Here is an 18,617-nt window from a genome sequence, read left to right as displayed (position 1 = left end):
TTGACCTTAGGTCAACTCGTTCGCGCCAGATCGCCGAGCAGGCTTGCTGCGACGGTGATCTTCGACAGGGTGAGGCCCGAGGAGACGATGCCGTCGACGGCGCCCCGGATGCGGCTCACGTCGGAGCCACGCTTGTCGCTCCAGGCCTGCACGGCATCGACGCCGGAATTGTCCTGCATCGAGACTTCCGCCGTGAGGCCGCGATGGGCATAGGCGATGCTGTCGATGGCCCGGTCGAGGGCGAGGCGGTCGAAGTAATCGCTGACCACAATATCCTGCGCCGCGCCGATGAGGGCTCCGAGCCGGAACACAGCCTCCAGCGCGAAATGCGTGTGGGCGATGTCGCGGATCGGCTTCCCCGTTTTCTGCGCGGTGAGCGCGATATCGGGCGCAGCCACCAGATCCGGCAGGGACGCGATGCGGCGGGCGAGTTCTTCCGGCGCACCCTGGTCCACGAGCGCCTTGGTGCGCGCATCCCAGGCGGCAATCGCATCAGCGGACAGGGTTTCCGTCAGCCCACGCTCCACCTCCGCGACACCGGCCTGATAGGTGCCGATGATCTGGTCGAGAGAGTGGTTGGTGAAGTCCACGTTGCGGATGAACCAGACGATCCGATTCATGAGCAGGTCCTGCAACTCGCCGTAGAGACGAAGCTGCGTCTTGCCCGGCACCACGCCGTCGAGGGCATCGATGGCGCTGTTGAGTTCCGCGAGGCCGAAGGAATCGCGGGTGGCCGCATAGGCTGCCGCAATAGTCGGCGCATCCGCGCCTGTCTGGTCGACGAGGCGGGCCACCATGGTCGGCCCACCTCGATTGATGATCGCGTTGGCCAACTGCGTGGCGATGATCTCGCGGCGCAGGCGGTGGGTTGCGATGGCGTCCGGGAAGCCCTCACGCATGGCGGCGGGGAAATAGCGCTCCAGCTCCTTGGCGAGATAGGGATCGTCAGGAACCGCGCTTTCCAAGAGTTCGTCGTGCAGGGAGAGCTTGGCATAGGCGAGCAGTACCGCGAGCTCAGGCCGCGTCAGCGCCTCACCGCGGCGGGCGCGCTCCGTGAGAATGCCGTCATCCGGCAGGTATTCCACCGCGCGGTTGAGACGGCCTTGCGCCTCGAGCATCTGCATGAGGCGGCGGGCGAAGCCGATATCGGCGGTGCCGCGCTGCTCGGAGAGCGAGAGGGCCAAAGTCTGCAGGTAGTTGTTGCGCAGAACGAGGCCCGCGACCTCGTCGGTCATCTCGGCGAGAAGCGTGTTGCGCGCCTCTTCCGTCAGGCGTCCGTCGCGTTCGGGAGTCGTGAGCGCGATCTTGATGTTCACCTCCACGTCGGAAGTGTTCACGCCCGCCGAATTATCGATGGCATCCGTGTTGAGGCGCACGCCGTTCTGCCCAGCCTCGATGCGTCCGCGCTGGGTCATGCCAAGATTGGCGCCCTCGCCGATCACCTTGGCGCGCACATCCGCACCCGTGATGCGGATGGCATCGTTGGCGCGATCCCCCACCTGCTCGTCGGTTTCGGCGGAGGAGCGGATATAGGTGCCGATGCCGCCGAACCAGAGCAGGCCGACTTGGGCCTTCAGGATCGCGCTCATCACCTCGGCGGGCGTCGCCTGCGCCTGGGCGAGCCCAAGCATGGAGCGCACCTCGTCGGAGAGCGGAATCGATTTCGCATTGCGCGGGAACACGCCGCCGCCTGTGGAGATCAGCGACTTGTCGTAATCCTGCCAGCTGGAGCGCGGGAGAGCGAACAGGCGCTCGCGCTCCTTGAACGATACTTCCGGATCGGGGTTGGGATCGAGGAAGATGTCGCGATGGTCGAAGGCCGCGACGAGGCGCAGGGCCCGCGACAACAGCATGCCGTTGCCGAACACGTCACCCGACATGTCGCCCACGCCCGCCACCGTGACTGGCTGCGTCTGGATGTCGATGTCCATCTCGCGGAAGTGGCGTTTCACCGCCTCCCACGCGCCGCGCGCGGTGATGCCCATCTTCTTGTGGTCATAGCCCTGGCTGCCGCCGGAGGCGAAGGCATCGCCGAGCCAATGGCCCTTCTCAATGGAGAGCGCATTCGCCGTGTCGGAGAAGGTGGCCGTGCCCTTGTCGGCGGCGACCACGAGATAGGGATCGTTGCCATCGTGGCGCACCGTATCCGACGGCGGCACCACGTGATCGCCTTCGATATTGTCGGTGAGCTGAAGCAGCGTGCGCACGAAGATGCGGTAGCTCTCGGTTCCTTCCGCGAGCCAGGCCTGACGGTCGCTTGCCGGGGGCAGATGCTTGGGCACGAAGCCGCCTTTCGCGCCGACCGGCACGATCACCGCGTTCTTGACCTGCTGCGCCTTCACGAGACCCAGCACCTCGGTGCGGAAATCCTGCGGACGGTCGGACCAGCGCAGGCCGCCGCGCGCAACCTTGCCGTAGCGCAAATGAATGCCTTCGACGCGTGGCGAATAAACGAAGATTTCGTAGAGAGGCCTCGGCAGCGGCAGGCCGTCCACCTTCGCGCATTCGAACTTGAACGCGATGGTTTGGCGCGGCAGGCCATTGCCCTCGAGCTGGAAGAAATTGGTGCGCACCGCCGCTTCGATGAGATTGATGAAGCGGCGAAGGATGCGGTCGTCGTCGAGGCTAGTGACGGCCTGCAGCTTCTCCTCGATGGCGGCGCGGATCGCGCCCTCGCTCGTGAGACGCGCCTCTGCATCCTCGTGACGGGGATCGAAGCGGGCGTAGAAGAGTTTGACGATCTCCTGCGTGATGCCCGCATGACGCGCCAACGTCTCGGCGAGGTAATCCTGCGCATAGGCCACCTGGATCTGGCGCAGATAACGGCCGAGCGTGCGCATCATAGCCACATCGCGCCAGCCGAGGCCTGCTTCGAGAATGAGGCGGTTGAAGCCGTCGGATTCCGCAAGACCCCGGAAGAGCGCAAGCAGAGCCGCCTCAATGAGGTCCTGGATCTCGTCGCTGTCGATCGCGCCGCCGGCGGCGCGCTCCAGCGTCATGTCGTGGAGCCACACACGGTCCATGCCAGTGACGCCGGTGGAGATCACGCGATAGGTTCGCTCGTTCACCACGCGGAAGCCGAGATTTTCCAGCAGCGGCACGCGGTCGGACAAGGGCAGCGCGGTGCCGCGCGAAAAGACCTTCAGGTTGACGCGGGTCTCGTCATCCCCCTCGCGACGGTAGAGATCAACGGCGCGGGGGCGCGCGTCGGACAATTGCTCCAGAAGGGCAATGTCCTTGATGGCGTATTCGGCGCTGAAAGCCTCGCGATAGGCGGCGCTGAACGCATCCGCGTAACGGGAGGCGAGGGCACGCGCGCGGGCGCCGCCGACCACGTCGTCGAGCTGGTCGCGCAGCGCATCGCTCCAGGTGCGCACGATCGAGGCGATGCCTTTTTCCAACGTGTCGCGCGGGATTTCCGGCGTCTCGCCCTCATCGCGGCCGATGATGTAATGGGTGCGCGCCAGCGGCCCTTCCGGATAGGCAGGATAGGCGGCGGAGACACGGCCCTCGTAGACGCCGGCCAGGAACTGCCCGATGCGCAGGCGCGCGCTGGTGTCGTAGCGGTCCTTCGGCACGAAGACGAGAACCGAGACGAAGCGGTCGAACTCGTCCACCCGCGGAAGGGCGCGGACGCGCGGGCGCTCCGACAGGCTCATGATGTCGATGGCGAAGTGGTAGAGCGTGTCCTCATCGATCTGGAACAGCTCGTCGCGCGGATAGCTTTCGAGCACGTTCAGAAGCGCGCGGCCCGCATAGCTCGACGGATCGAAGCCCGCCCGCGCCACAACCCTCGCCACCTTGAGGCGAAGATACGGCACTTCTCCCGTGGTGTTGGTGTAGGCGCTGGACGTGAACAGGCCGACGATGCGCAGCTCGCCCTCGAGCTGGCCATCGGCATCGAACAGCTTCACGCCCACATAATCGAGATGCGCGCGGCGATGGACGCGGGACTTCACGTTCGCCTTGGTGATGATGAGCGCCTTGGGCTGCGCCATGAAGGCGCGGATTTCCGGCGTGATCGCCACCAGCTCGCGCCCACGGCGCAGCACGCGCACATTGGGGTCGCGCAGCAGGCCGAGGCCTGAGCCCTGCACCGGGTCGGCGGCGGTGTCGCCTTTCGGCAGGCGGTATTCGCGAATGCCTAAAAACGTAAAATTGTCCTGCGCCATCCAGTCGAGGAAGGCGATGGCTTCCTTCACCTCGTCATCCGGCAGCGGCGGAGGGTTGAGGCGGTAGTTCTGCACGAGTTCCGTGATGCGCCCGCGCATGCCGGGCCAATCGTGCACCGCAAGCCCCACATCCTTGTGAACGAGGCGCATGCTGCCGATCAGCTTCTCACGGGTCTCCGGATCGTCGATGCGCGGCAGATGGATATGAATGAAGCTCTCGCGCTTCACGGCGAGTCGCGTCGCGCCAGTGGCCTCGCCGACGAGACGCACGAGGCCGCCTTCGGCATCGCGCTCGACCGCAAGAATCGGGTGCGCGACGAGATAGGGCTCGTAGCCCTGGTCCACCACCTCGGCGAGAGTCGAATCGAGGAGGAAGGGCATGTTGTCGTTGATGATTTCGAGCACCGTCACCTCGCGGCGGCGGCCCTCGCGCTCGACCTCGAGATCGAGGAGGCGGATATCCTCGCCGCCACCGATTCGGGGAGCCTTCAGGTGTTCGTAGGCCGCAGCCGCGAGATCAGCGAGGGCGCGCGGCGAATAAGCCGCCAGATCCTCCGGCGGCACGCGTCCATAGAGATCGCGGACGAAAGTGGGGGGAATGGCCTTGTGGCCTGCTTCCAGAACCGCAACGGCTTGCGCCGTCAGTTCGCTTCCGCTGGTCGGCGTTTCCAGCTTCATGCGCGTATCCTCATGTGTTCGTTGCGGGAGCGTTGCCACAGAGTCTCAGACCACGCAATAAAACCATGCCGTTCTGCACACCGTAGAGTTAAGTTGGTGCGGCGCACAGACATTTTATGCTGCTTTGGCCTCCACAGACGACAGATTCATGTCGCCCCATTTTTTAAGGGCCATGATGACGGGTTCTAGGCTCCGGCCCTTGGCCGACAGGGAATATTCCACCTTGGGCGGCACCTGCGGGTAAATCTTGCGCACGATCAGGTCATCCGCCTCCAGTTCCCGCAGCTGATGCGTGAGCATGCGCTGGGTGACGGCGGGGATCAGGCGGCGCAGCTCGTTGAAGCGCAGGGTTCCGCCAAGAAGCTTATAAAGAATCACGATCTTCCACTTGCCGTCGATGAGGTTCAGGGCCCGCTCGACGGAACAGCCCGAACAGGAAACGATCCTCTGGGATAGGCGTGGCATGACGGTATCCTTTTTGACCCTATGGGCTCTGAATGTGCGTTCTTGCGGCCTTCGATCCTATGCTCAAGTATGGGCTCCATCAACAAGGAGACGACACATGCGCGCCGTGGGCTACCAGCAATCCCTTCCCATCGCGGACGAAGCCTCCCTCATCGACGTCGAGCTGCCGGACCCGGAGCTGGGCCCGCGCGACCTTGTGGTCGAGATCAAGGCCGTCTCCGTGAACCCGGTGGACACCAAGGTCCGCAAGCGGGCACAGCCCGAGGCGGGCGGCACGAAGGTTTTAGGCTTCGATGCAGCCGGCATCGTCCGGTCCGTGGGATCGCAGGCGAGCCTGTTCAAGGCTGGCGACGAGGTGTTCTACGCGGGCTCGATCAACCGCCAGGGCACCAACGCACAGCTTCACGCGGTCGATGAGCGCATCGTGGGCCGCAAGCCGAAATCGATCGGTTTCGAGGAGGCGGCCGCCCTGCCGCTGACCACGCTCACCGCTTGGGAAACCCTGTTCGACCGTCTCGACATCAAGCGTCCCGTTATCGGCGCGGCGAATGCCATCCTCATTGTCGGCGCCGCCGGTGGCGTCGGCTCGATTGCGGTGCAGCTGGCCCGCCGGCTCACGGATGTGACGGTGATCGCGACCGCCTCCAGGCCTGAGACGAAGGCCTGGGCCAAGGAACTCGGCGCGCATCACGTGATCGACCATTCCAAGCCCCTTGCCGCACAGATCGAGGCTCTCGGCATCGGCGCTCCAGCCTTCGCCTTCTCGATCACGCAGACGCAGGTGCATTTTCCTGAAGTCGCCAAGGCGCTCGCGCCTCAGGGCCGCTTCGCCCTCATCGACGATCCCACGATCCCGCTCGATATCAGCCTGCTGAAGGGCAAGAGCATCTCACTTCATTGGGAATCCATGTTCACCCGCTCGACCTTCCAGACCGCCGACATGGAGCGGCAGCACGAAATCCTGAACGAGGCCGCGCGTCTCGTGGATGCAGGCACCCTGAAAACCACGCTCGCGGATGTGTTCGGCCCCATCAACGCGGCCAATCTCAAGCGCGCGCACGCCTTCATCGAAAGCGGGCAGGTTAAGGGCAAAATTGTCTTATCGGGGTTTTGAGCAAAGAAAAGGCCGCCCGAGGGCGGCCGATGACTCGATGTTAATGGCCCGGCTCTCCGTTGACGTGGAGGGCTGGGGGGCTGACGTGTCCAAGCCAATGGGCAAGCCGGGCCGTCGAGGCAACGTAAGCATTTACGAGGCCCAACAAGGCTCCTTCAGGGCACGAATAAGGCAGGAATAAGATTTGCCAAACTGTTAGTGGGCAAATCGTTCACGACGGGTTGATCCCGTCTCCCGTCGGTCCCATCATCAGGGAACGATCATGAGCATCGGACCCAAAAGTGGAAAGCACTTTTGGGATCTGCTTCGATGCTCCCTCTCTCAAGCCGCGCATCGTTGAGAGCGGAAAACCGGTACCACTTTTCCGCACGATGCGCTGTGACGGGAGTGATCATGAGCGAAGGTGACATCGCAGAGCCGCTGCGCGGCGGCTCGATGCAGGGTTCAGCCCACATCGTCCCTTTTCCCGCCGCGCCGAAACAGGTGTCCTTCGATTGTGCTGAGTTGCAGACCATTCTGAACCTCTACGGCCGCATGGTGGCCGCAGGCGAATGGCGCGATTACGCCATCGATTTCATGCCGGAGAAAGCCATCTTCTCGATTTTCCGGCGCAGTTCCGAGATGCCCCTCTACCGGATCGAGAAGGATCCGAAACTCGCCAAGAAACAAGGCGCCTATTCGGTGATCGTCTCCACGGGCCTCATCCTCAAACGCGGGCATGAACTCGACCGGGTGCTGCGCGTGCTGGACAAGCCGAAGGTCGTGTCGAACTAGAGCATTTTTCGGCGAAGTGGATTCGGTTCGCCGTAAAAAATGCGTCACACCAAAGAAAAGAGATGATTCCACGCAAGTGGAAACAGCTCTAATCTTCGCGCGGCATCAGCAGCAGCCACAGGGCCGATACGAGGGCGCCCAGCGCACCGATGAACAGGATCGGCCTGATGCCGACCGCATCGGCGGCGCTGCCTGCCACGAGCGCTCCGATCAAACCCAATCCCGCCGTCAGCAGATGGAACAAGCCGCCTTCGCGGCCGCGTAAGGCATCGGGCGTTTCCATCTGGCGCACGGTCGAGACCGTGGTGAAGAAGACGACCGACAAAGCATCGCCCATGAGCTGCGACACGCACAGGAAGGCAACCGCCATCCATAGCGGGCCATGCGCCATGGGAATGAAAGAGATCATCACGCTATAGGCGATGAGGATGCCGATCAGGAGCCGGCGCGGCGCAAAGCGGCGGCCGAGCCTTGCGCCGATGAAGGCGCTCACGCCGCCGAGCGCGATGATGAAGCCGAGCACGCCCGGCGGAATGGCGAGATCGCGCACCGCGAAGAGCACGTAGAGCGGCGCGAAGAACGACAGGCAGAATCCCAGGGTCGCGGTGCACAGGGTGAGGGGCCGCAGGACGGGATGGCTGAAGACGAAGCGCAGGCCTTCCTTCGTTTCGCGCCATAGATCGGGCGCATGCTCGCCAGTGCTCACGGGAATTTCAGGGCGCTTGATCGAGGACAGGAAAAACGCCGACCAGAGAAGGGACAACGCATCGAACAGGATCGCGAAAGGCGCCGTGAGCATCTGGATCGCGAGACCGGCCAAAGCGGGACCGACCACTTCGGCGGCAGCATCGGTCGTGGCGAGTTTCGCATTGCCGTCGAGCAATTGATCACGTTCCACCACGCTCGGCAGATAGGCGTTGTCCGCCGTCTGGAAGAACATGGAGAACAGGGCGACGATGGTGGACACGCCGATCACGTGGCCGATGGTGATGGCATTAAACCAAGCGAGCACCGGCAGGGTGAACAGCGCGCCCGCGCGGGCGAGATCGGCCACGATCAGGACGCGCTTGCGCGATGTACGGTCGATCCAGGCTCCGACGAACGGGCTCACGATCACGCCCGGCAGGGCGCTGAGCGCCACGAGAAGGCCGAGATCCATCGCCGAGGCGCCCAGCGTCAGCGCCGCGATGATCGGCAGGCCCTCGCGGGTGAAGCGTGTGCCGATTGCGGACAGGGTCTGGGCCGCCCAGAGGCGCATGAAATCGGGATTGTCCCAAAGGCCCCCGCGGGGCCTACGGATGAGAGCGGCAATCATAGGGGAAACTCAAGCGATGGGACTTGTCGGCGGCTGATGGGTGCCGCCGGCGAGTGGGCGCTGCATCAGCACCGTGGAGAGCCAGCGGCCGTGCTTGTAGCCGATTCCTTTGAGGATGCCGACAAGCTCGAAGCCGAGGCGCGTATGCAGGGCGATGGAGCCCTGCGAATCCTCGTCGCCGATGACCGCGACCATGAGCCGGAAATCCCGCGCCTCGCATTCCTCGATGAGCGCTTCGAGCAGCACGCGCCCGATGCCCTGCCCCTGGACTGACGGCGCGATGTAGATCGAATCCTCGACGGTGAATCGATAGGCGGGCCGCGTGCGGTAGGCCCCGGCATAGGCATAGCCGAGGATCTCGCCCTCGCGCTCGGCGACGATATAGGGGTAGCCTCCCTCCAGGATCGTCGCGCGGCGGCGCATCATCTCCGCCTCATCGGGAGGATCGAGCTCGAAAGAGGCCGTGCCGTGCAGCACCGCGTGGGCATAGATCGCGGCGATGGCAGGGATATCGGCGTCGGCGCAGGGGCGAAGGGTCAAATTCATGGCGCGTGCTGTACGCTCAAGCCTGAACCGAGGCAATCGGCAAAAGAAAAGCCCCGGCCTTTCGGCCGGGGCTCGTAGACGTGTATCCGGTCGCTCTTAGTTGTTGCGATTGCCGAGCAGCGCAAGGAGGAACTGGAACATGTTGATGAAGTCCAGATACAGCGTCAGCGCGCCCATGACCGAGACCTTTGCGGCGGCCTCGTTGTCGAAGTTGCCGTACAGGTACATTTCCTTGAGCTTCTGCGTGTCGTAGGCGGTGAGGCCTGCGAAGATCAGAACGCCGATGACGGAAATGCCGAACTGCAGCATGCTTGAGCCAACGAAGATGTTGACGATCGAAGCAAGGATCAGACCGAACAGGCCCATGATCAGGAACGAGCCCATGCCCGACAGGCTGCGGCGGGTGGTGTAGCCCCACAGCGACAGCGCGCCGAACGAAGCGGCCGTGATGAAGAACACCTGCACGACGCTCGCGCCCGTGTAAACGAGCAGGATCGTCGAAAGCGAGGCACCCATCACCGCCGCGAAGGCGAAGAAGGTGCCACGCGCCGCAGCGGCCGACATACGGTCTACGCGGAACGTGAAGAAGAAGATGAATGCCAAAGGCGCCAGCATCACTACCCAACGCAGGGGCGAGGTATACATTACGCGACCGAACTCGGTCAGGGCCATACGGCCTGCCTCATCCGTGGTAACAGCCAGCATGTTGATGCCGAGTGCGACCAGGGCCGAGATGGCAAGGCCCAGGACCATGTTGTTGTAGACGCCGAGCATGAAGGTGCGCAGGCCCTGGTCGACCTGTGCCGCCGTCCGGGTAAAGCCGGTGCCATAGGCGGTTTGGTTCTGCTCATACGGTTGCATCGGAGCCCTTTCTCGCGGTGTCCCGTGTGTTCCCTCGAAAGGCTGAACATCAGCCCTCGGCCGCCACTATACCACGGCGACTCATGAAATATGAGTGGTGTGTTGCCCCCGCGCAAGAGGTAACGCCAAGCTTCAAACTTTCGTGAACAAGAAGAACGAAGAGAAGACGCACGGCCTCCCCTCCTCCGCAGCGAATGCTTTTTTATAACGCGGGCCGACGCGCCGCTCGTTATAGGTTTCTCAAGTATTGCGCAGGCTTTTGACTCAGGATTCGCCAGGTTCCCATCAGACCGAGGCCCACCGTCACCAGAACGGCCAAGGCGCAGGCGAGGAGTGCTCCCGATAATTCTAGCGTAAAGCTTAACCGCATGACCTTGGTGAGGATGAAATACGCAGCCAAGCCGCCCGCGAGCAGGCCGAAGGCGGCGGTAGCGAGCCCGAGCAATCCGTATTCGAGGGCATAGGCCGAGATCAGCCGTGCGCGGGTAGCCCCCAGCGTCTTCAGCACCACCGCATCATAGAGCCTTGCGCGATGGCCCGCGGCCAGCGCACCTGCAAGGACGAGCAGGCTCGCGATGAGCGCAATGGAGCTGGCGCCCCGGATCGCCATGACGAGCTGGGACACCACGTCGTTGACCGCCTCCAATGCGTCCTTCACGCGGACGCTCGTCACCATGGGATAGGTCAGGGCAGCGCTGCGCAGAATCTTGGCGTCGGTCGCCGCATCCGACCCGTTCGGGAAGGTGACGGTGGCCAGATGCGTATGCGGCGCGCCGGCGAAAGTATTGGGCGAGAACACCATGACGAAGTTGATGCCGATGGACCGCCATTCGATCTCGCGCAGGCTGGCGATGGTGGCGGAGATGTTGCGGCCGAGCACGTTCACGGTGATCTCGTCACCGATCTTCAGTCCCAAGCCTTCCGCGATCCGCCGGTCGAAGGAGACGAGGGGCTTGCCGCGATAGTCTTCAGGCCACCATTCGCCCTGCACGAGCTTGGAGCCCTCCGGCGGGGTTTTCGAATAGGTGATACCCCGATCACCTTCCAACACCCAGCCGATATCCTCCGGCGCCTTCACTTCGGATACGGGCCGTCCGCCCAGCGTCACGAGCCGCCCGCGCATCATCGGCACGCGCTCGATATGCGTGTCGGGGGCCTGTTGCTTTAAAAAGCCCTCGAAGGCATCGGCCTGCTGATTCGGGATGTCGAGGAAGAAGAAGCTCGGTGCCTTCTCCGGCAGGCTCTGGGTGAGCTGGCGGGTGAGATTGCTGTCGATGAGCGCCAGCGTCACGAGCAATGTGATGCCTAAGCCCAGCGACAGCACGAGCGAGGGCGTGAGCGCGCCGGGACGATGGATATTGGCGAGCGCCAGACGCGCCGCCGTGCGCCGGGGTCGCGGCAGGCGGCGGGCGATGGCCATGATGCCCGTCGAAACGAGGCGCAGGAGCACGAAGGAGCCTGCCGCTGCGCCCACGAACATCAGCGCGATGCGCTGGTCATAGGCCGCGATCACCGCAAGCGTCACGAGGGCTACCACCGATATCACCAGTGCAATGACATAGCGGCGGCGCGGCCAGCGCCGCTCCGGATCGATCTGGTCGCGGAACAGCCCCGAGACCGGCACGTCATGCGCCCGTCCCAACGGCGCGATGGCGAAGACGAGGGCGGTGAGCACGCCGTATAGAAGCGCGATGCCGAGCTCCGTCACGGCAATCACCGGCTGGATCGGGATGGGCAGCAAGTGGCCGAACAGACCTGTGATGATGAAGGGCAGAGCGGCACCCACGCCAAGACCAATGGCGATGCCCACAAGCGCGATCATCATGACCTGCGTGAGATAGAGCATCACCACCTGCCCGCCAGGCGCGCCGAGGCTCTTGAGGGTGGCGATGGAGGCGCGTTTGCGGTCCACGAACCCGCGCACCGCATTGGCGACGCCCACGCCGCCCACCAGCAGAGCGGTGAGGCCCACGAGAGTGAGGAACTGGGTGAAGCGCTCGATGTTGCGGGCAAAACGCGGATCGGCATTGAGCCGCGTGCGGACGTTCCATCCAGCTTCGGGCAGCACGCGCTTTGCCTCCGCCTCGATCTGCGTCATGCCCTCTTCTGTGGACAGGGCTTGTGGCAGAGTGAGGCGGTAGGTCCAGCGCACGAGGCTGCCGGGCTGGACGAGGCCTGTGGCTTGCAAGGCTTCCTGCGAGACGATGAGGCGCGGGCCGAAGCCGATACCGTCCGCGATCTTGTCGGGCTCAGAGATCAGCTGCGCCCGCAGCTCCACGGGTGCGCCGCCGACCGTCACCCGGTCGCCGACCTTGAGGTCGAGCCGTGCCAGGAGCGCGGGATCGACGGCGGCGCCAAAAGCGCCGTTACGCTGAGCGAAGAGATCGGCGGACGGCAATTGCGGGTCGGTTTCAAGAGCGCCGACCGTGGGATAGCCCGAATCCACCGCTTTCAGCTCGACGAGGCCGGAGCCCTTCTCGCCCGCGATCGCCATGGCGCGCATGGTGGCGACGATGTTGACCTGTCCTTTTGATGCCAGGAAATTCCGTTCCGGCTGGGCCGCCTCCCGCTGCAGCAGGGAGAAGGCCATGTCGCCGCCGAGGATGCGGCGTCCCTCGCGGGAGATGCCTTCCGTCAGCGAGCGCGACAAGGACGAGACGCTCGCAATCGCCGCCACGCCGAGCGCGATGCAGGCGAGGAAGATGCCGAAGCCTCTCAATCCGCCGCGCAACTCACGCAAGGCGAGGCGCAGGATCAACGGCATGGACGAGGTGGAAGTCTTGCGGGGCTTCGGGGTGGCGGGCAGGGTACCGTGCATGAACCGCTCCCTTAAGCGACAGTCGAGGCCGCATCGGCCTCCACCTGACCGGAGCGCAGGCGCACCGTGCGGTCGCAGAGGCGGGCGAGGTTCAGGTCGTGGGTCACGAGTACCAGGGTGGCGCCCCGGTCGCGCTTGAGGGCGAAGAGCAGGTCCACGATGGAGGTGCCCGTCGTCTCGTCGAGATTGCCGGTGGGCTCGTCCGCCACCAGGATCGCCGGGTTCGGCACGATGGCGCGGGCAATCGCCACACGCTGCTGCTCGCCGCCCGAAAGCTGTGCGGGATAATGATGAAGGCGAGACCCTAAGCCTACCGCCTGTAATTCGGCCTCGGCGCGCTCGAAGGCATCATCCTCGCCGGCCAGCTCCAGGGGAAGCGCCACGTTCTCTAACGCCGTCATGGTGGGAACGAGATGGAAGGACTGGAACACGATGCCGATGCGCCGGCCTCGAAAACGGGCGAGATCATCCTCATCGAGGCCGGACAGATCGGTGCCGTCGACGATCACCTTGCCAGAATCCGGCCGCTCGAGGCCCGCCATGGTCATGAGCAGCGTGGACTTCCCCGAACCCGAAGGGCCGACCAGGCCCACCGCCTCGCCCTTGCCGACATCAAGCGAAATGCCCTTCAGGATATGCACCCGCGCGGCCCCGCGCCCGAGGCTCAAATCGACATCGTGCAGCGCGATGGCCTTGTCCTTCATGCCTATTCACCCGATCTGTTGGAAACTGTCCAAGACGTCCTTTAGTCCTGCCTAGATGGGAAGCCTATCGATGAAGCGCCAATCCGGCCCATTCATGACGATCATTTTTGCGTGTGCGGCCATGCTTTGCGCCCTCGCCTCCCCTGCCCTTGCTCAAGGCCAGAGAACGGAGCCCCTGAAGCTCGTGGCCCTCGGCGACAGCCTCAGCGCGGGCTACAATCTGCCTCAGGAAGCCGCCTTTCCCACCGTTCTGGAGAAGGCTTTGCGGGCCAAGGGCTACAAGGTCGAGGTCGCCAATGCGGGTGTGTCCGGCGATACGGCCTCGGCGGGGCTCGACCGGCTCGATTGGTCCGTGCCCGACGGCACAGACGGGGTGATCGTGGAGCTGGGGGCCAACGACATGCTGCGCGGCCTCGACCCGACTGTTACCCGCCAGGCCATCGAGACCATCGTGGAGCGGCTCAAGAGCCGGAACATCCTGGTCATGCTCGCGGGCATGTATGCCTCGCGGAATCTGGGACCGGACTACATCGCCAAGTTCGACCCGATCTATTCGGACATTGCGAAGAAGCACGACCTTGTGCTCTATCCCTTCTTCCTGGATGGAGTCGCAGGCGACAGGTCTCTCAACCTTCCCGATGGGTTGCACCCCACCGCCAAGGGCGTGGAGACCATCGTCGAGCGTATTCTTCCCAGCGTCGAAAGCTTTCTTTCCCGCCTGACCCAGCGCTGACCCAATTCCGGCGCATCTTAGTCCATCTGAGCGTGGCGGATCCCCGCCGCGAGGAGCCTTGAACATGGAATATCGCCGCCTCGGCCATACCGACCTGAATGTCAGCCTCATTTGCCTCGGCACCATGACCTGGGGCCAGCAGAACACGGAGGCCGAGGGCCACGAGCAGATGGATTATGCCCTCGACCAGGGCATCAATTTCTTCGATACCGCCGAACTCTATTCGATTCCGCCCAAGGCCGAGACTCAAGGCTCCACGGAAAAGATCATCGGCTCCTGGTTCAAGTCGCGGACCAACCGCGACAAGGTGATTCTCGCCTCCAAGGTGGTGGGCCGGTCCGACAACACTTGGTTCCGCAACGACGGCTCCAAGGCTGAGCTCTCCCGCGCCCAGATCGAGGAGGCGGTGAACAAGAGCCTCAAGCGGCTCCAGACCGACTATATCGATCTCTACCAGATCCACTGGCCCGACCGCCCCATGCCCTGGGGCTCGAACCCGACCGTCTACAAGCATCAGGACGCCGATTCGCACCCCATCGCGGAGACGGTCGAGATCATGACCGACCTCGTGAAGGCCGGAAAGATCCGCCATTTTGGCCTCTCGAACGAGAGCGCCTGGGGCACCATGACCTTCCTCAAGCATGCGGAGGCCAAGGGCCAGGCGCGGGCGCAATCGGTGCAGAACGCCTATAACCTGCTCAACCGCACCAACGAGGTGGCGCTGGCCGAGGTGTTCATGCACGAGAAGGTGAGCCTGCTCGCCTATTCGCCGTTGGCTCAAGGCTATCTCACCGGCAAATATCTCGACGGCGCCCGCCCCGCAGGCACCCGCACGGCTCTCTTCGGCCGCGGCCAGCGCTACGAGAACGCCACTGCCGAGGCGGCGATCCGCAAATATGTAGCGCTCGCCAAGGAGTTCGCCCTCGACCCGGCGCAGATGGCGCTCGCCTTCGTCAATTCGCGCGCCTTCGTCACGTCCAACATCATCGGCGCGACCTCGATGGAGCAGCTGAAGACGGACATCGCCTCCGTTGAGGTGACGATCACGCCGGAACTCGAAAAGCGCATCAACGAGATCCACGTCGCGCATTGCAATCCGTGCCCGTAAGCGAAACCCACCAAGTGTCATCCCGGACGGCGTGAGCCGATCCGGGATCGCAAGCAGAACAGAACACCGTCATCTCCGCGAAGGCGGGGATCCACAACCAGAACGCCGCAAGGAGCCTCATTCCATATCCGCAATGCTTATGGGTTCCCGCTTTCGCGGGAATGACAGGGGTGGCTCCAGCGTCTTATTCTGACAACGATCCCGGGTTCTGCTTTGCAGCCCCGGGATGACAAATCGTCAGAACCCGACCGGCACGTCGTCTGTTTTCACAACGGCAAGGCTCAGGAGGAATCGCATGCCCCGCCTCTTTACCGGCATCGAAATTCCCGCCCAGATCGGTCTTGCCCTGTCCGCCTATCGCGGCGGCCTGCCCGGCGCACGCTGGATCGACCCTGAAAACTATCACATCACTCTGCGCTTCATCGGCGATATCGACGACCGCATGGCGGAGGATGTAGTTTCCGTTCTCGGCGAGAGGCGCCGCCGCGACCCGCTCACCATCACCATCGACGGCCTCGACAGTTTTGGCGGTTCGAAACCCCGCGCGGTCTTCGCCCGCACGTCAGGCAACGGCGGGTTGAACGAAGTGCAGGCCGAGCAGGAAAGGCTTTTGCGCCAGATCGGGCTGGAGCCTGAAACCCGCAAGTTCACGCCCCATGTGACGCTCGCCCGCCTGCGCAACGCCTCGCCCATCGATGTGGCGGATTACATCGCCACGCGTGGTCATTTCCCCAAGCTGACCTTCACAGCCGACCGCTTCGTCCTCTATTCCTCTCGCTCCTCAACAGGCGGTGGCCCCTATGTGATTGAGGCGGCCTATCCCTTGAGCTAACGATCTTTCATGTCGTCTCTCATCTTTCTCACTCATCCCGAAGTCGTCATCGATCCGCTCGTGCCCGTGCCGCGATGGCCCTTGAACCCTGTCGGCCGCGCACGCATGGAGCGATTCGCGGATGCCCTCGCCGGCCGGCCGCTTTCCGCCGTTCATGCGAGCACCGAACAGAAGGCCCTCGACGGGGCTGACATCATCGCCAGGCGCTTCGGACTTGCCGTTCAGACCGATGAAGCGCTCGGCGAAAACGACCGCTCGGCCACCGGCTATATCGCGCCGCCGGAATTCTGGGATGTGGTGCGGGAATTTTTCGCGCAACCGCACGAGAGCATTCGCGGCTGGGAGCGCGCCATCGACGCACAGACGCGCATCGTCGATGCGATGCGCCGGGTCGTGCAGGCAACCACCGGCGATGCCGTCATCGTGTCCCATGGCGGCGTCGGATGCCTGCTCACGGCGCATCTGCAGAACGTGGAAATCGGCCGCGAGAGCCGCCCGTCTCATCCGGGCGGTGGCTGCTTCATCGTGATCGACCGCGAGACGTTTTCGCTCAAACAGGATTGGCGGGCGATCGAAGACGGGTTTGCGTGACAGAACGCTCTCTTGGGATTATCCATCCCCCGATACCACAGGGGCGAAACACGTGACGATCCGCAACCGCATGGCGCAACTCGGCCCCGGCCTCGCAATCTGCGCCGCGATTTCGCTGGTTGCGCTGGGCCTGCAAGCGGTTGAGGAGCATTGGACCGGGCGGCCCTGGCTCGAGGCCTTGGTGATCGCCATTCTCATCGGCACGCTCATTCGCACGCTCTGGACCCCCAGCCTTAAATGGGTGCCCGGCATCGGCTTCTCAGCCAAGACGCTCCTTGAAATCGCAGTCGTGCTGCTCGGCGCCTCGATCAGCTTTCAAGCCGTGATGGAAGCGGGCTTCGCGCTGATCCTCGGAATCGCGGGTGTCGTCATCGTCAGCATCGCGGCGAGCTATGGTTTGTGCCGTATACTCGGCCTTCCTAAGCGCATGGCGGTGCTGGTGGCCTGCGGAAACTCCATCTGCGGAAACTCGGCGATTGCCGCCGTGGCGCCTGTGATCGGAGCGAGACCTGAGGATGTGGCCTCGTCGATTGCCTTCACCGCCATTCTCGGCGTGATCGTGGTGCTGGGCCTGCCGCTTCTGATGCCGCTTCTCGGATTATCCCTGACGCAATATGGCGTGCTCGCGGGGCTGACCGTCTACGCGGTGCCGCAGGTGCTCGCGGCCACCGTGCCGGTGAGCATCGTCAGCACGCAGCTCGGCACCCTGGTGAAGCTGGTGCGCGTGCTGATGCTCGGCCCCGTGGTGATCGGCCTGTCGCTCGTAACAAAGCGCCAATCGGCAACGGCACGCCCATCGCTCGCCAGGCTCGTGCCCTGGTTCATCATCGGCTTTCTCGCGCTTGCGCTGCTGCGCTCCTTGAATTTCATTCCCGATGCCGTGCTCAACCTCGTCATGCCCGTGGCTACGCTGTTGACCGTCATGGCGATGGCGGCGCTCGGGCTTGGCGTCGATCTGAAAGTTTTAGGCAAGGTGGGTGGGCGTGTGACGCTTGGCGTCACTCTCTCGCTCATCGTTCTCATTGCGATCAGCCTCGGCCTTATTAGTCTGCTCGGGATTGCGTGAAATCCTGGTGTCGTTCCCGGCAGCCCGCAGGGCTGGGAAGAGGATGACACTGAAGACTGGGGCCTTGAAACGCGGCCCCGCCGCTTCATGATGATGGTGACCCTGGTTCCAGCAAAGCAGCCGCCATGCCCCGATTGACCGACACCGAACGCCAGCAGCTCCTCTCCGGCCTCGATGGCTGGAATCTCGTGGAGGGGCGCGATGCCATTCACAAACGCTTCGTCTTCGAGGATTTCAACGCCGCCTTCGGCTGGATGACCCGCGTCGCCCTGGTGGCCGAGCCGATGAATCATCACCCGGAATGGTTCAACGTCTACAACAAGGTGGATGTGACGCTCTCTACCCACGATGCGGACGGCCTCACCCGGCGCGACATCGAGCTGGCGCAGCGCATGAACCAGCTCGCCGCCGGGCTGACGAAGGCGTGACGCTATGGCGGGCGAGGAAGTTCTGTCCGGCGGCTGCGCCTGCGGGCAATTGCGGTTCGAGGCGCGCGGCGCGCCCAATCGCGTCGGCCTGTGCCATTGCATGACCTGCCGCAAGATCGGCGGCAGCGTGTTCAACGCCTTCGTGGTTTATCCCTCAGACAAGGTCACGATCTCCGGTGAAAGCCATGGCTGGGAGCCCTCACCCGGTAGCCAGGATCGCTTCTGCCCAAAATGCGGATCGCAGGTGTTCTATACGGATGGCGGCGACGAGATCGAGATCAAGATGGGTGCGTTCGACGACACGAATCGCTTCACGCCCACCTATGAGGCCTGGACCATCCGGCGCGAGAGCTGGCTCTGCACGCCGGACCTGATCGGCTACCCGGAGAACCGGGGCGAGGTGACGTCTTAA

General features: G+C 63.8%; 16 protein-coding genes. 9 read left to right on the top strand and 7 right to left on the bottom strand.

Annotated elements, in window-relative coordinates:
• Nucleotides 1-11: 11 nt before the first annotated feature.
• Entirely contained in the window at nt 12-4,850 is a 4,839-nt protein-coding gene (locus tag AB4Y85_RS12260) for an NAD-glutamate dehydrogenase (protein WP_441985182.1), read from the bottom strand.
• Between the two features lie 114 nt (nt 4,851-4,964).
• Nucleotides 4,965-5,315 (bottom strand): winged helix-turn-helix transcriptional regulator, encoded by a 351-nt coding sequence (locus tag AB4Y85_RS12255; protein WP_441985181.1) that lies wholly within the window; start codon nt 5,313-5,315, stop codon nt 4,965-4,967.
• 97 nt (nt 5,316-5,412) lie between these two features.
• Here AB4Y85_RS12255 and AB4Y85_RS12250 point away from each other — a divergent pair, with 97 nt between their 5' ends.
• Both AB4Y85_RS12250 and AB4Y85_RS12245 read left to right on the top strand, forming a co-directional pair.
• Nucleotides 5,413-6,429 (top strand): zinc-binding alcohol dehydrogenase family protein, encoded by a 1,017-nt coding sequence (locus tag AB4Y85_RS12250; protein WP_441985180.1) that lies wholly within the window; start codon nt 5,413-5,415, stop codon nt 6,427-6,429.
• A 393-nt stretch (nt 6,430-6,822) separates the two neighbouring features.
• Nucleotides 6,823-7,203: a DUF2794 domain-containing protein gene (locus AB4Y85_RS12245; protein WP_441985179.1), complete on the top strand. Its 381-nt coding sequence runs from the start codon at nt 6,823-6,825 to the stop codon at nt 7,201-7,203.
• An 88-nt stretch (nt 7,204-7,291) separates the two neighbouring features.
• Here AB4Y85_RS12245 and AB4Y85_RS12240 read toward each other — a convergent pair whose 3' ends face one another.
• From AB4Y85_RS12240 to AB4Y85_RS12220, 5 genes are all read right to left on the bottom strand, one after another.
• Entirely contained in the window at nt 7,292-8,518 is a 1,227-nt protein-coding gene (locus AB4Y85_RS12240) for an MFS transporter (protein WP_441985178.1), read from the bottom strand.
• A 9-nt stretch (nt 8,519-8,527) separates the two neighbouring features.
• On the bottom strand, nt 8,528-9,064 hold the full coding sequence (locus AB4Y85_RS12235; RefSeq protein ID WP_441985177.1) for a GNAT family N-acetyltransferase: 537 nt from the start codon (nt 9,062-9,064) through the stop codon (nt 8,528-8,530).
• Between the two features lie 96 nt (nt 9,065-9,160).
• Nucleotides 9,161-9,925 carry a Bax inhibitor-1/YccA family protein gene (locus AB4Y85_RS12230; protein ID WP_441985176.1) on the bottom strand — a complete coding sequence of 255 codons (765 nt, stop codon included), beginning with the start codon at nt 9,923-9,925 and terminating at the stop codon, nt 9,161-9,163.
• 229 nt (nt 9,926-10,154) lie between these two features.
• Nucleotides 10,155-12,743, bottom strand: coding sequence for an ABC transporter permease (locus tag AB4Y85_RS12225; protein ID WP_441985175.1), 2,589 nt, complete (start codon nt 12,741-12,743; stop codon nt 10,155-10,157).
• Between the two features lie 11 nt (nt 12,744-12,754).
• The gene (locus AB4Y85_RS12220; RefSeq protein ID WP_441985174.1) at nt 12,755-13,447 is read right to left on the bottom strand and encodes an ABC transporter ATP-binding protein; all 693 of its coding nucleotides are present in this window, start codon (nt 13,445-13,447) and stop codon (nt 12,755-12,757) included.
• A 70-nt stretch (nt 13,448-13,517) separates the two neighbouring features.
• Between AB4Y85_RS12220 and AB4Y85_RS12215 the strand changes: the two genes are divergently transcribed.
• The 7 genes from AB4Y85_RS12215 to AB4Y85_RS12185 all read left to right on the top strand — a co-directional run bounded on the left by AB4Y85_RS12215 (nt 13,518) and on the right by AB4Y85_RS12185 (nt 18,617).
• Complete coding sequence (locus AB4Y85_RS12215) at nt 13,518-14,180, top strand: arylesterase (RefSeq protein ID WP_441985173.1); 663 nt, start codon at nt 13,518-13,520, stop codon at nt 14,178-14,180.
• A 64-nt stretch (nt 14,181-14,244) separates the two neighbouring features.
• Nucleotides 14,245-15,288 (top strand): aldo/keto reductase, encoded by a 1,044-nt coding sequence (locus AB4Y85_RS12210; RefSeq protein ID WP_441985172.1) that lies wholly within the window; start codon nt 14,245-14,247, stop codon nt 15,286-15,288.
• A gap of 295 nt (nt 15,289-15,583) precedes the next feature.
• Nucleotides 15,584-16,120, top strand: coding sequence for an RNA 2',3'-cyclic phosphodiesterase (gene thpR / locus AB4Y85_RS12205; protein ID WP_441985171.1), 537 nt, complete (start codon nt 15,584-15,586; stop codon nt 16,118-16,120).
• 9 nt (nt 16,121-16,129) lie between these two features.
• The gene (locus AB4Y85_RS12200; protein WP_441985170.1) at nt 16,130-16,711 is read left to right on the top strand and encodes a histidine phosphatase family protein; all 582 of its coding nucleotides are present in this window, start codon (nt 16,130-16,132) and stop codon (nt 16,709-16,711) included.
• A 70-nt stretch (nt 16,712-16,781) separates the two neighbouring features.
• Nucleotides 16,782-17,777: a YeiH family protein gene (locus AB4Y85_RS12195; protein ID WP_441985343.1), complete on the top strand. Its 996-nt coding sequence runs from the start codon at nt 16,782-16,784 to the stop codon at nt 17,775-17,777.
• Nucleotides 17,778-17,902: 125 nt separating this feature from the next.
• Entirely contained in the window at nt 17,903-18,205 is a 303-nt protein-coding gene (locus tag AB4Y85_RS12190; RefSeq protein WP_441985169.1) for a 4a-hydroxytetrahydrobiopterin dehydratase, read from the top strand.
• 4 nt (nt 18,206-18,209) lie between these two features.
• Nucleotides 18,210-18,617 carry a GFA family protein gene (locus AB4Y85_RS12185; RefSeq protein ID WP_441985168.1) on the top strand — a complete coding sequence of 136 codons (408 nt, stop codon included), beginning with the start codon at nt 18,210-18,212 and terminating at the stop codon, nt 18,615-18,617.

The sequence above is a fragment of the Microvirga sp. 2YAF29 genome, from assembly GCF_052114605.1.
GTDB lineage: Bacteria > Pseudomonadota > Alphaproteobacteria > Rhizobiales > Beijerinckiaceae > Microvirga.
This window is presented reverse-complemented; position numbering and strand designations above follow the sequence as displayed.

Bases quoted from the DNA above. Each gene is read 5' to 3' on its own strand.
- AB4Y85_RS12225 (WP_441985175.1), bottom strand. From the start codon at position 12,743: ATGCACGGTACCCTGCCCGCCACCCCGAAGCCCCGCAAGACTTCCACC.
- AB4Y85_RS12235 (WP_441985177.1), bottom strand. From the start codon at position 9,064: ATGAATTTGACCCTTCGCCCCTGCGCCGACGCCGATATCCCTGCCATC.
- AB4Y85_RS12255 (WP_441985181.1), bottom strand. From the start codon at position 5,315: ATGCCACGCCTATCCCAGAGGATCGTTTCCTGTTCGGGCTGTTCCGTC.
- thpR (WP_441985171.1), top strand. From the start codon at position 15,584: ATGCCCCGCCTCTTTACCGGCATCGAAATTCCCGCCCAGATCGGTCTT.
- AB4Y85_RS12210 (WP_441985172.1), top strand. From the start codon at position 14,245: ATGGAATATCGCCGCCTCGGCCATACCGACCTGAATGTCAGCCTCATT.
- AB4Y85_RS12215 (WP_441985173.1), top strand. From the start codon at position 13,518: ATGAAGCGCCAATCCGGCCCATTCATGACGATCATTTTTGCGTGTGCG.
- AB4Y85_RS12245 (WP_441985179.1), top strand. From the start codon at position 6,823: ATGAGCGAAGGTGACATCGCAGAGCCGCTGCGCGGCGGCTCGATGCAG.
- AB4Y85_RS12195 (WP_441985343.1), top strand. From the start codon at position 16,782: ATGGCGCAACTCGGCCCCGGCCTCGCAATCTGCGCCGCGATTTCGCTG.
- AB4Y85_RS12200 (WP_441985170.1), top strand. From the start codon at position 16,130: ATGTCGTCTCTCATCTTTCTCACTCATCCCGAAGTCGTCATCGATCCG.
- AB4Y85_RS12185 (WP_441985168.1), top strand. From the start codon at position 18,210: ATGGCGGGCGAGGAAGTTCTGTCCGGCGGCTGCGCCTGCGGGCAATTG.
- AB4Y85_RS12250 (WP_441985180.1), top strand. From the start codon at position 5,413: ATGCGCGCCGTGGGCTACCAGCAATCCCTTCCCATCGCGGACGAAGCC.
- AB4Y85_RS12190 (WP_441985169.1), top strand. From the start codon at position 17,903: ATGCCCCGATTGACCGACACCGAACGCCAGCAGCTCCTCTCCGGCCTC.
- AB4Y85_RS12240 (WP_441985178.1), bottom strand. From the start codon at position 8,518: ATGATTGCCGCTCTCATCCGTAGGCCCCGCGGGGGCCTTTGGGACAAT.
- AB4Y85_RS12220 (WP_441985174.1), bottom strand. From the start codon at position 13,447: ATGAAGGACAAGGCCATCGCGCTGCACGATGTCGATTTGAGCCTCGGG.
- AB4Y85_RS12260 (WP_441985182.1), bottom strand. From the start codon at position 4,850: ATGAAGCTGGAAACGCCGACCAGCGGAAGCGAACTGACGGCGCAAGCC.
- AB4Y85_RS12230 (WP_441985176.1), bottom strand. From the start codon at position 9,925: ATGCAACCGTATGAGCAGAACCAAACCGCCTATGGCACCGGCTTTACC.